Source organism: Kribbella sp., from assembly GCF_035687465.1.
GTDB lineage: Bacteria > Actinomycetota > Actinomycetes > Propionibacteriales > Kribbellaceae > Kribbella.
In genome coordinates this window covers 1-11,616 of record NZ_DASRXP010000755.1, presented here as the reverse complement: position 1 = coordinate 11,616, position 11,616 = coordinate 1, and the positions used below count along the sequence as shown (strand labels likewise).

Genomic DNA, 11,616 nt, shown 5'->3' with positions numbered 1-11,616 from the left:
TGCCGGCGGTGGGGAACGTGGTGCCGAAGGTGATCCCCGGCCCACCCTTCTGACCCGCTGCCGCCTCCTGTGCCGGATGGGTGTGCAGGTAGGCGAGGTCGCCGCTGCGCAGTGACACCAGATGTCCGAAGGCGCCAAGGTAAGGCTGCAGATCGGTGACCGGCTTGCCACCCTTGCTGATGGCGAAGGTCAGCTCGGATTCCTTCCCGGCGATCGGCGTGCCCGCCAGCGTCACGTCGTACCCGTCGATGCTGAAGACGCTCGTCGGCTCGTTCAGCGGAACCGGGATGTAGAGGCCGGACACGTTCACGTCCGTGCCGAGCGTCAGCGTCTCGCCGAGCGCGGTCGGCTGGAAGTCGGTGAACAACCTCCACGTCCCACCCGCTGTGAACGTGAACGGGATGCTCCAGGTGCCACTCGCGTCCCGCGTCGGGTGCACGTGGTGGAACCCGGACAGATCCCGCCGTACGACGATCAGGTGCAGGTCCTTCTCATGGGTCTTCGTGTACTGCGTGACGGGTTTTCCGTCCGGACCCTGGATCGTGAACTTCAGGGTCTCCTGCTTGCCCGGCTGGAAGAACGTGGTCGCCGGGACCAGGGTGTAGTCGGACTGGGACACCGCGAGCCCGGGCGGCTGGGCAGCTGCCGCATCGGCGGTGTGTCCAGTGTCGCCCGCATCTCCGTCGGTCATCCCCGTCATGCCGGTGGAGTCTGGCTGGGCGACCGGGTCGGCTGCCGCGATCGGGTCGACCGCGGAGCCGAGCGCGAAGGCGCCGGCGAAGGCCAGCGCGAGCGCACCGGCGAACGCGCCGAGCCGGAGCGCGACAGCCCCGGTCATGCCGGCGTGCCCGAGGAGGAGGTGGCCAGTTCGTAGCCCGCCTCGTCGACTGCCTCGCGGACAGCGGCCTCCTCGAGACCGGACTCGCTCGTCACGTGCACTGCGGAGGTGCCACCGGCGTTGAGGTCGATGCTGATCTCCTGGACCCCGGTCAGCTTGCTGAGCTCCTCGGTGACGGCGGCGGTGCAGTGCCCGCAGGTCATGCCGTTGACGGAGTAGGTCGTGGTGGTCATGGCAGTGCTCCTTGACTAGTACGTGCGTGGTGGTGGTTCAGCTGCGGACCAGGCGGGCGATGGCGTCGGAGGCCTCGCGGACCTTCTCCTCGGCCTCGGCGCCGCCCTTCTGGGCCGCCTCGACGACACAGTGCGAGAGGTGCTCGTCCAGTAGTTCCAGCGAGAAGGACTGCAGTGCCTTCGTCGCCGCCGACACCTGGGTGAGGATGTCGATGCAGTACTTGTCCTCCTCGACCATCCGCTGCAGGCCGCGGACCTGCCCCTCGATCCGGCGCAGCCGCTTCAGGTGGCTGGCCTTCTCTGCGGTGTAACCGTGCACGTGCTCGTGGTCCTGCTCGGTGGTCATGGCGGTCCTCGTTCCTCTTTGCTGCTACCCCAGGGGGGTATGTCGACGCCCTTAAGGTACCCCCTTGGGGTATCGGATGCAACAAAAGTGGGAGGGTGTGCGTCTCACGGCCCGAGTGGTCGGGTGTGGAGCGGTACCAGGAGAGGGGTGGCATGCCGGAACTGGCGGTCAGTACACGGGGACTGAGAAAGACCTATCGGACTCGACGGGGTAAGCGGGTCGTCGCGGTCCAGGGGCTCGATCTGGACGTGCCCACCGGTGGGGTCCATGGCTTTCTCGGGCCGAACGGTTCCGGCAAGACGACCTCGATCCGGATGCTGCTCGGGCTGGTCCGGGCCGACGCCGGCACCATGACGCTGTTCGACCGGCGGGTCCCCGAGCATCTGCCGGAGGTGGTGTCCCGGGTCGGCGCGATCGTCGAGTCGCCGAAGTTCTTCCCCGCCTTCAGTGGCCGGAAGAATCTCGAGTTGCTGGCCGACGCGATCGGCACCCCGCGCCGGCGGGTGGGCGAAGTACTGGAAGAGACCTCACTCGGTGAGCGGGGCAAGGACCGGTTCAAGAGTTACTCGCTCGGGATGAAGCAGCGGCTCGCGATCGCCGCGACGCTGCTGAAAGAGCCTGAGCTGCTGATCTTCGACGAGCCGACCAACGGACTCGACCCGGCCGGGATCCGGGAGATCCGCGAGACCATGCGCGCCCTCGGCGAGCAGGGCCGGACCGTGCTGGTGAGCAGCCACATCCTGGCCGAGGTGGAGCAGGTGGCCGACACCGTCTCGATCATCGGCCACGGCCGGTTGCTTGCCTCCGGCACCGTCGCCGAGGTGATCGGCGGCACGGCCAAGGGCACGGTCAAGGTCGCTGTCGACGACCATGACAGAGCGACCCGGATCCTGACCTCGGCCGGTCTGACAGTGCGTGCTGACGGCAACTATCTGCTGGTGGACGGCGCGGAGCATCCATCCGACGTGACGAGACGCCTTGCCCAGCAGGAGTTGTACGTCTCCGAACTGATCCCGGTCCGCGCCGACCTGGAGTCCGTGTTCCTCGAGCTCACCGCCGACGAGGGCCTGGGAGGCGACCGATGATCCGCCTGACCAGCGTAGAGCTACGCCGGCTGATCGCCCGCCGGTTGACCGTGGTCGGCGTCGCCGCGGTTCTGTTGATCACGGCCTTCCTGTTGTTCGCCACCTGGCGGAACTCCCAGCCGCTGACGGCCGCGGAGCAACAGCAGAACCAGGTCATCTTCGAGCAGATCCACAAGGACTGGGAGCTCCACGGCGAGGAGAACCAGGCGCAGTGCGAGAAGGACTGGGAGTCGCAACCCGATCCGAAGCCGACGCTCGAGGAGATGTGCAATTACACCGAGCCGAAGCTGGAGGATTTCGGTCGGCCGAAGACGGTCTTCACCGAAGTGATTCCCGATCTGTTGCTCGGATCCTCCTACCTGCTCGCGTTCGCGGGCTTCCTGATCGGCGCGAGCTTCCTCGGTGCCGAGTTCAGCAGCGGCGCGATCAGCAACTGGCTCACGTTCGAGCCACGCCGCCTACGGGTCTACGGCAGCAAGCTCCTCGCCCTCGCGGTTGGCATGATCCCGCTCGCGGTCGTGGTGCTGGCCTTGGTGCTGGGCGGCACCTTCCTGATCATCGACCACCTGGGAACCACGGCTGGTACGACGGGCAAGGCGTGGGGTGATCTCACCGAAACGGCGGGCCGGGCGGTGCTGCTGGCCGCCGCGGCGGCCGCATTGGGCGGAGTCGTGGGATCGCTGTTGCGCCATACGGCCGCGGCGATCGGTGTAGCGATGGGGTATGTCGTACTGGTCGAAGCGGTGTTCGGGGGATTCTTGACGACGGCCCAGCCGTGGCTCATCAGGATCAACTTCGACGCCTGGGTCAAGCACGGTACGACGTACTTCGTGGACAAGTGTCAGACCAGCGTCGACGGCGGCTACTTCTGCGAGACGGTCGAGAAGACCGTCTCCTTCGAGCACGGCGCCTGGTACCTGGCGGTCATTACCGTGCTCCTGATCGCAGCCGGCGCCGGCGCCTTCTATCGGCGCGACGTCAACTGACAAACGCCGGCCCCGGGTGGACGAACCACCCGGGGCCGGCGTACGTAGTACTGGATCCTGATCAGGTCAGGCGATCAGGCGCTCCTCGGTGGAAGTCGAGAACAGGTGCAGCTTGTCCGGCTCGGCGGCCAGGTGGATGGTCGAACCCTTCTCGACCTTCATCCGGGCGTCGATCCGGGCGACGATCTGCTGGTGCTCGCTGTTGTGCTCGGCGGTGCCGTAGAGGAACGCGTCGGCGCCGAGCTCCTCGATCACGGCCACCTTCACCGGGAGACCGTTGTCGGAGACCTTGAAGGCCTCCGGGCGGACGCCCAGCGTCAGGGTCTTGTCGTTGCCGGCCTTGGCCAGGATGGCGCGCTCGACCGGCACGATGTAGTCGCCCAGCTTGGCGCCGCCGTCGACCAGGTCCGCGTCCAGCAGGTTCATCGCGGGCGAGCCGATGAAGCCGGCCACGAACTTGTTCTTCGGCGCGTCGTACAGGTTCAGCGGGGTGTCGACCTGCTGGAGCAGACCGTCCTTGAGGACCGCTACCCGGTCGCCCATCGTCATGGCCTCGACCTGGTCGTGGGTGACGTAGACGGTGGTGACCCCGAGGCGCTGCTGCAGCTCGGCGATCTGGGTGCGGGTCTGGACCCGGAGCTTGGCGTCGAGGTTCGACAGTGGTTCGTCCATCAGGAAGACCTGCGGGTTACGCACGATGGCGCGACCCATCGCGACGCGCTGACGCTGACCACCGGACAGCGCCTTCGGCTTGCGGTCCAGGTAGTCCTCCAGGCCGAGCAGCTTCGCTGCCTCCATCACGCGCTTCGCGCGGTCTTCCTTGGAGACACCCTGCATCTTCAGCGCGAAGCCCATGTTGTCCGCGACGGACATGTGCGGGTAGAGCGCGTAGTTCTGGAACACCATCGCGATGTCGCGCTCTTTCGGCGGACGGTGCGTGACGTCGCGGTCGCCGATGTAGATGGATCCCTCGTTGACCTCTTCGAGGCCGGCGAGCATCCGGAGCGAGGTGGACTTGCCACAACCTGACGGGCCGACGAGGACCATGAACTCGCCGTCCTCGATCTCGAGGTTGAGCTTGTCGACGGCGGGGGCTTCGGTTCCCGGGTAGACCCGGGTTGCCGACTTGAACGAGACAGTAGCCATGACGAAACCTTCCTTCACCGGCAGGAACGTGCCGGACGATCCGAGTAAAGGCCCCCGGGCGGGGGTGCGCCCATCCTGACCTGACCGGCAGCTCCTGACAAGGTGTACGCCAGAAGAGATGTCCGTACTGTTCAGGTTCTGGACACCTGTACGCAGCGTGAGCCTGCAAGTTCTTGCAGGTTCTTGCTGCAAGGTGACCAGGCGGTGGGTAGGGTGCGCCCGTGAGCAGCAGAGCGAGGCTGGCGGACATCGCGGTCAAGGCGGGGGTCAGTGAGGCGACGGTCTCGCGGGTACTGAACGGCAGACCCGGGGTCGCCGACGAGACCAGACAGGCGGTCCTGACCGCGTTGGACGTGCTCGGGTTCGAGCGCCCGACCCGGTTGCGCCGCCGCTCGGCCGGCCTGATCGGGCTGGTGATGCCGGAGCTGATCAACCCGATCTTCCCCGCGTTCGCCCAGGTGATCGAGTCCGCGCTCTCGCAGCGCGGCTTCACCCCGGTGCTGTGCACGCAGTCTCCTTCCGGCGCCACCGAGGAGGAGTACGTCGAGATGCTCCTCGAGCGCGGGGTGTCCGGCATCATCTTCGTGTCCGGCCTGCACGCAGACACCGGCGCCGACCACGCCCGGTACCAGGCCCTGGTCGAGCGGAATCTCCCAGTGGTCTTCGTGAACGGCTGGCTCCCCGGGGTCGATGCCCCGTTCATCTCGTCCGACGAGTCGGCCGCGATGGAGCTGGCGGTCTCGCATCTGGTTGCCCTCGGCCACCGCCGGATCGGGTTCGCGTCCGGGCCGGAGCGGTTCATCGTGGTGCAGCGGAAGCTGGCCGGCTACCGAACCGCGATGAAGGCCCAGCTCGGGTTGAGTGACGCGGACCTGGACGAGTTGGTCGAGCTGAGCATGTTCGGAGTCGAAGGTGGTGCGGCGGCGGCCCAGCGGTTGCTCGACGTCGGCGTCAGCGCGGTGGTCTGTGGCTCCGACATGATGGCGCTCGGCGTGATCCGCGCCGCCCGTCAGCGGGGCCTCGCGGTCCCGGCCGAGATCTCGGTGGTGGGTTATGACGACGCCCCGATGATGGAGTTCACGGACCCCCCGATGACCACGGTTCGCCAGCCGGTCCAGGCGATGGGCCTGGCAGCGGTCCAGTCACTCCTGGAAGAGGTCCGCGGCCACGCCACTCCTCACACCGAATTTCTCTTCCGCCCCGAACTCGTCGTCCGCGGCACTACGGGCCCCCACGCCCGCTAGCTCAGAACTCCGGCCCGGAGCCGTCCCCTGCAAAGGCGGTCCGAGCCGGAGAGTTCTGGGGGCTTCTACTTAGAGGTGTGGAAGGCGGCCTGGCCGAGGCTGGTGAGGCCGTTGGCCCAGAGCTGGTTGACGCGGGCGCGCTCGTTGGCGTCCGGGTTGGGGTTGGTGCAGGACGGGCCGGGGCCGCCGCCGGACATCAGTTCGCTGCACGGGCCGGAGTAGTGGTCCGGCAGACCGAGCACGTGCCCGGTCTCGTGGGCGGTGATCCGGGTCGGGTCGTACTGCTGAGCCTGCGCGTAGTCCAGGAAGATGTAGCCGCTGCCGTGGCCGTCGGTGGACGCGTACGAACCGCGCGGGTCGTTGCCCTCGGTGTAGTAGAAGTCGTAGTTGCTGCCCTCGACGAGGTGCACGTTGCTGACCGAGGAGTTCCAGATCGAGGTACTGGAGTTGATCTGGGACTGGAAGGTGGGCGCGTCGACCGCGTAGGTGACTGTGACCGCGGCGACTTTGTTGCCGGCCTTGGCCTGCTTCGCGCGGGCGGACTTCATCACCGCGTCGTAGAAGGCCTTGGTGGCGGCCTCGTCCTGGGGCGAACCGGTGTACGCGGCGACCGTGGACGAGGTGGCGGGAGCCTGCGCCGTGGGGGCGGCGGCGAAGGCGGGGACTGCCAGGGCTGCCGCGGCGAGCGCGGCAAGCGAAGTCAGGATGCGGCGATGGGACATGGGAGGGCCTCACTCCGGATCTGTGGCGGAAAGCGACCAGCGGATTACTGTTCGCTACAGACCGGGATGTTGCCAAGGCTTGAAGAAATGCACACCAGATCGGGAAAAAGGCAGGGGTTAACCCTCGTTGGCCGGTGCCGGGCCTATGCCGCTCATAACTCGCCGGGTATGCCGACGTTCAGGATCCGGGCACCGGGACCGCGGTCGGCCAAACGGTCGTTCTTGTTGTAGAGGTTGCAGCGCTGCAGGCTGAGACAGCCGCAGCCGATGCAGTCGTCCAGGTCGTCGCGGAGTCGCTCGAGTTCGGAGATCCGCTGGTCGAGACGGCTGCGCCAGGACTTGGACAGCCGGCTCCAGTCGGCGCGGGTCGGCGTCCGGTCCTCCGGCAACGAATCCAGAGCGGCCTTGATCTCGGCCAGGGCGAGCCCGACGCGCTGCGCTGCCTGGACGAAGGCGATCCGCCGGAGCGTGCTGCGCTGGTACTGCCGCTGGTTGCCCGCGGTCCGTCTCGAGGCGATCAACCCCTGGTCCTCGTAGAACCGCAAGGCCGAAGCCGCGACCCCCGACCGGCCGGCGATCTCCCCGATCGACAGCCAATGATCCTTGCTCGGAATGGTCTCATCCGCCATACCGCCACCCTAGAACCGCCACACAAGAGCTAAACCGAACTTGAGCCCTCCCGGTGCCTTGGGCAAGGGGAACCCGGGGCTGGGCGGACCCGCAGCACTCACCAACTTGCTCGGGTCGGGGTTGCCCACAGGTCACCGCGCCCGCGGTCGGCGATGTCTCGTGCGCTGGTGACGGTTGGATAGTGCTGGAGGTCCGGGAGGGGGTGGCGTGCGGCCTGGTGGGCCGGTGAATGGTGAGTACCGGGGCTGGGTGGTTGTACGCCGGTTGGTGGTGGTGGTCAAGGGGTGGGGCTGGACGGGGTATACTTTTCGTCGTCGGTGCGCGAGTCGCGTCACCAGAGCATTTCCCAGGCGCTCCGACCCGTCGGTTTCGGCAACCCGCTGATGATTCCCCGGCGACATGGGTGCAACGCGATAGCACCCGCAGGTCGATGCCAATCTCCTGCCTTGCACGCCAGATCCGGCCACTTTTCGTGGCCGGCACTTGCGTGCGGCTCCGATACGGCATTGAGCCGTGACGTTGAGAGAGAGTTTGCGTGTCCCAGCACCACCAGGACCAGTATGTGCCCGCTGACGGCAACGAGGCCGCCGACCGGGTGAAGAAGCCGCGCCACAAGAAGTTCCAGACCCAGTCGTACGGCGAGCGAATGGCCGCCGAGCTGGACGCACCGACCACGCCCGGCACGGACCGCAGTTCGGCCCGGGTCGAGAAGGTGGCCGTCGAGCGCACCCCCGAGCGCCGCGGCGGCCCGTCGCAGTACTCCGACCGTGGCAGCCGTGGCGAGCGCCGCGACGCCCCGTCGCGCGACAACGACCGCCCGGTCCGCGGCTACCGCGCCGCCGAGCGGACGAACTCGTCGCGCACCGAGCGCCCGCAGAACAGCACGTACTCGCAGAACCGCACCAGCCCGCAATCCCGTCCTACCTCGGAGAGCCGTACCACGTCTGACAGCCGCACCACCTCGTCATACCCGAAGAGCTCGTACCAGAAGAGCTCGTACGACCGGGGCCCCGCCGACAAGCCTGCCTACCGCAACGACCGGGACAGCCGTGGTTTCGACCGCGACCCCCGCACTGAGCGCGGTGTCGAGCGCAACGATCGGGGCGACCGTTCCTACGACCGCCCCGAGCGCAAGTTCGAGCAGCGCGAGCGCCCGGTGCGGGCGCAGGTCGAGGCGCCGGTGGACCTCGGCGAGGTTGCCGAGGGCAATGGGTTCGCCGCGCTCGGCTTGGCGCCGCGGCTGGTGCAGCGGATGGCTCGCGACGGCATCACCACGCCGTTCCCGATCCAGACCGCGACCATCCCGGACGCACTGGCCGGCCGGGACGTGCTCGGCCGTGGTCAGACCGGTTCCGGCAAGACCCTCGGGTTCGGCCTGCCGACGCTGATGCGGCTGGCCGGTGGCCACACCGAGTCGCGCCGTCCGCGCGGCATGGTGCTGGTGCCGACCCGCGAGCTCGCCATGCAGGTGCACGACGCGCTCGAGCCGCTCGCCCACGTGATGGGTGTCTCGATCAAGCTGATCGCGGGCGGCCTGCCCTACCCGAAGCAGATCGACGCGCTGCGCCGTGGCGTCGACCTGCTGATCGCCACCCCCGGCCGGTTGATCGACCTGTGTGAGCAGGGCGCTGCCGACCTGGGCGCGGTCGAGGTCGCCGTCCTCGACGAGGCCGACCACATGTGCGACATGGGCTTCATGCCGGCGGTCACCACGCTGCTCGACATGACCCCGGCCGGAGGCCAGCGGCTGCTGTTCTCCGCCACCCTCGACGGTGACGTCGACACCATCGTGAAGACCTACCTGAAGGACCCGGTCACGCACTCGACCGACTCCGCCCAGGCCGCGGTCACCACGATGGAGCACCACCTGCTCGTGATCGAGCCGGCGCACAAGCAGTCGCTGACGGCCGAGCTGGCCAGCCGCGACGGCCGCACCATCGTGTTCGTCCGCACCAAGCTGGGCGCCGACCGCGTCGCCACCCAGCTGCGCGACCGTGGCGTGATGGCCGCGGCGCTGCACGGTGGTCTGACCCAGGGCGCCCGCAACCGGACGCTCGACCAGTTCAAGGACGGTTCGGTTCCGGTCCTGGTCGCCACGGATGTCGCAGCTCGCGGGATCCACGTCGACGACGTCGGCCTGGTTGTTCAGGCTGACCCGCCGGCCGAGCACAAGGACTACCTGCACCGCGCAGGCCGTACTGCGCGCGCCGGTGGCAAGGGTGCCGTCGTCACGCTGGTACTGCCGCACCAGCGCCGCGGCATGATGCGCCTCGCCGAGTCGGCCGGGGTCAACACCGAGCCGGTCCGGGTTCGTCCGGGCGACGAGGTCGTGACCGATCTGACTGGTGGCACGAAGCCGTCCGGCTACCCGGTCAAGCTGCCGGCCCCCAAGCCGCAGCGTGGCAGCGGTGGCTTCAACAAGGGTGGCAAGCGCTTCGGTGGCAGCCGTCCGAGCCGCGGTGGGAGCTACGAGGGTCGCAGCAGCGGTGGCAGCCGCCGTCCGGAGCGTTCCGGCAGCGGCCCGCGCCGTACGGAAGGCAACCGCTACGAAGGCGGCAAGTCCTACCAGCGCTGACAAGTAAGTTCGATAGCGAAGCCCCCGGTGTGAACCGGGGGCTTCGCTGTTTCTGCAAGGCTCAGGCGGTAAGGATAGTGGTCAGGCGGAGCAGGATGATCTCGAGCTCGACGGCGTCGAGCGGGACCAGTTCGAGGACGAGCTCATTGTCGGCCAAGCGGTCCGTCATCACGTAGATCGGTGGGTCCCCGGCCTCCAGCTCGGTGGCCACCTTCGCGGCATCGCCATCGACCTTCAGGAGCGCGCGGGACAACGGTAGCCCGGTCGGATCGGGCAGGACCTCGGCCGCGATCCCAGGGAGCTCATCGGCAGCTCGCACGAACGAGGTCACCTTCGCCGCCTGGTCGGCCTCCCACTTCGCGCGGTCCATGGCCTGCCATTCCTCCAACGCGGCCAGTACTCCGACGACGGCTTCCTTCGTCGCCTTCATCCCGCGGCCGATGCCCTTCTCCTGCGCCCGAACCGCCTGCACAAGTTGCCGCGTCCCGGCAACCAACCCCGCGGTCGGCGACGCCAGATACTTCTGTCCGCTGATCAACACGAGATCCGCACCTGTGGCGAGTAGGTCGGCGGTCCGAGGGAACTGAGCTGCGCCATCGATGATCGCGGGAACTCCGCGTCGATGCGCTGCCCGTACTGCGGCGGTCAGATCCAGCGGTTCACCAGTGGTCAGCCGCGACGACACCAGCAGCAGACAAGTAACGTCCGGCCCGTCCAGTTCCTCGTCCAGATCGTCAATGCTGCAACGGTTTTCGTCCCCTGCCAGGGCCACGCGCGCCCCGGCCAGCCGTACGGCCTGCAGGTTCGACTGCCCGTAGTTGATCGCATGACCGGCGGGCAGCACGACCCGGTTGTGCATATCCGTTGCATCCGGCAACTTTGCGATTCGGTCCGAGTTAGTGCCTGCCATCGCAGCCGCCACCGCGATGGTGATCGCCGCGGCCGTGCAGTGAACGACAGCGCCGGCCTGAGCTCCCGTGGCGTGCGCGATCGCCTCACTGGCGCGATCGCCGAGCTCTTCCATCACGAAGAACTCGGGCAAAGCCTCCGCAACCGCCGCCGCCACCCCAGGCGAAGACCGCGAGACCCCCAACGGCGTGAACGTCCCGCGCGCGTTGACCACCCCAGCCAACCGATGCCGCTCATGGATGCTCATGGTGCTGATCACCCTAATGGCCCTGAGCGTCCGACTGCCATGGCTCCGTCACTAAAAGTTGCCATCGAGGGGTGTTCAAGCCGAGGAAACCTTCCTGGCCGGTGCCGGGCTATTGTCTGCCGGTGAACAAGAGTCGGTGGGGCCGTCGGTGGACCCGATGGCGGCGGAGAACCGGGTGGTCCTGCAGAACCCGCTCTACCAGGTCGGCCGCATCCCTGCATCGCGGTGCAAGGAGCCGACGACCCGCCCGACCTCGGTGGTGAAAGTGAAGGCCTACTACACCGAGTTCGTCAGCTGCCTGAACAAGGCCTGGGCGCCGGTGATCCGCAAGGCGGGCTTCGAGTTCCAGGGCCCGAAGCTGCAGGTCTCTTCCGGCCCCTTGGCAGACAAGGCGTTCTGCGACATCAGGTCTTCGGCGGTGTATTGCAACGGCACCATCTACATGCACGCCGACTTCGACCTGAAGAACCAGCGCATCCATGACCCGCTCTGGACTCGCACGACGATGGCCTTCCTGATCGCGCACGAGTACGGGCACCACGTCCAGGCGATGACCGGGATCCTCGGGGCGTCCGCGACCCGGGAGGACTACATCAACGGCGTCGACGAGCACTTGGCTGAGAGCAGGCGGCGGGAACTGCAGGCCTCGTGCTTG

At 67.7% G+C, this 11,616-nt stretch carries 12 protein-coding genes; 5 read left to right on the top strand and 7 right to left on the bottom strand.

From position 1 onward, the window contains the following. From VFG33_RS40765 to VFG33_RS40755, 3 genes are all read right to left on the bottom strand, one after another. Positions 1–838: DUF8832 domain-containing protein (locus VFG33_RS40765; protein ID WP_325058404.1), on the bottom strand; the 838-nt coding region annotated here is incomplete at its 3' end. Beyond that, positions 835–1,071 (bottom strand): heavy-metal-associated domain-containing protein, encoded by a 237-nt coding sequence (locus tag VFG33_RS40760; protein ID WP_325058403.1) that lies wholly within the window; start codon positions 1,069–1,071, stop codon positions 835–837. The genes VFG33_RS40760 and VFG33_RS40765, both read right to left, overlap by 4 nt. Before the next feature lie 37 nt (positions 1,072–1,108). Beyond that, positions 1,109–1,417, bottom strand: a complete 309-nt coding sequence (locus VFG33_RS40755) for a metal-sensitive transcriptional regulator (RefSeq protein ID WP_414673022.1) — start codon at positions 1,415–1,417, stop codon at positions 1,109–1,111. 152 nt (positions 1,418–1,569) lie between these two features. Between VFG33_RS40755 and VFG33_RS40750 the strand changes: the two genes are divergently transcribed. Both VFG33_RS40750 and VFG33_RS40745 read left to right on the top strand, forming a co-directional pair. Beyond that, the gene (locus VFG33_RS40750) at positions 1,570–2,502 is read left to right on the top strand and encodes an ATP-binding cassette domain-containing protein (RefSeq protein ID WP_325058402.1); all 933 of its coding nucleotides are present in this window, start codon (positions 1,570–1,572) and stop codon (positions 2,500–2,502) included. After that, a complete protein-coding gene (locus tag VFG33_RS40745; protein ID WP_325058401.1) occupies positions 2,499–3,488 on the top strand; it encodes an ABC transporter permease subunit in 990 nt (329 codons plus the stop codon). Before VFG33_RS40750 ends, VFG33_RS40745 begins: the two co-directional genes overlap by 4 nt. 66 nt (positions 3,489–3,554) lie before the next feature. On the opposite strand, the gene VFG33_RS40740 is transcribed toward VFG33_RS40745, so the two are convergent. After that, on the bottom strand, positions 3,555–4,634 hold the full coding sequence (locus VFG33_RS40740) for an ABC transporter ATP-binding protein (RefSeq protein WP_325058400.1): 1,080 nt from the start codon (positions 4,632–4,634) through the stop codon (positions 3,555–3,557). Between the two features lie 221 nt (positions 4,635–4,855). Between VFG33_RS40740 and VFG33_RS40735 the strand changes: the two genes are divergently transcribed. Next, complete coding sequence (locus VFG33_RS40735; RefSeq protein ID WP_325058399.1) at positions 4,856–5,878, top strand: LacI family DNA-binding transcriptional regulator; 1,023 nt, start codon at positions 4,856–4,858, stop codon at positions 5,876–5,878. Between the two features lie 65 nt (positions 5,879–5,943). Here VFG33_RS40735 and snpA read toward each other — a convergent pair whose 3' ends face one another. Both snpA and soxR read right to left on the bottom strand, forming a co-directional pair. Next, positions 5,944–6,600 carry a snapalysin gene (snpA, locus tag VFG33_RS40730; RefSeq protein ID WP_325058398.1) on the bottom strand — a complete coding sequence of 219 codons (657 nt, stop codon included), beginning with the start codon at positions 6,598–6,600 and terminating at the stop codon, positions 5,944–5,946. Between the two features lie 152 nt (positions 6,601–6,752). After that, on the bottom strand, positions 6,753–7,229 hold the full coding sequence (gene soxR, locus VFG33_RS40725) for a redox-sensitive transcriptional activator SoxR (RefSeq protein ID WP_325058397.1): 477 nt from the start codon (positions 7,227–7,229) through the stop codon (positions 6,753–6,755). A 536-nt stretch (positions 7,230–7,765) separates the two neighbouring features. Between soxR and VFG33_RS40720 the strand changes: the two genes are divergently transcribed. Next, a complete protein-coding gene (locus VFG33_RS40720) occupies positions 7,766–9,805 on the top strand; it encodes a DEAD/DEAH box helicase (RefSeq protein ID WP_325058396.1) in 2,040 nt (679 codons plus the stop codon). Between the two features lie 61 nt (positions 9,806–9,866). Here the strand turns inward: VFG33_RS40720 and VFG33_RS40715 are convergent, their stop codons facing one another. Further along, positions 9,867–10,961, bottom strand: a complete 1,095-nt coding sequence (locus VFG33_RS40715; RefSeq protein WP_325058395.1) for an aminotransferase class V-fold PLP-dependent enzyme — start codon at positions 10,959–10,961, stop codon at positions 9,867–9,869. A gap of 157 nt (positions 10,962–11,118) precedes the next feature. On the opposite strand from VFG33_RS40715, the gene VFG33_RS40710 reads away from it, so the two are divergent. Beyond that, the coding region (locus tag VFG33_RS40710; protein WP_325058394.1) for a neutral zinc metallopeptidase at positions 11,119–11,616 on the top strand (498 nt) is incomplete at its 3' end.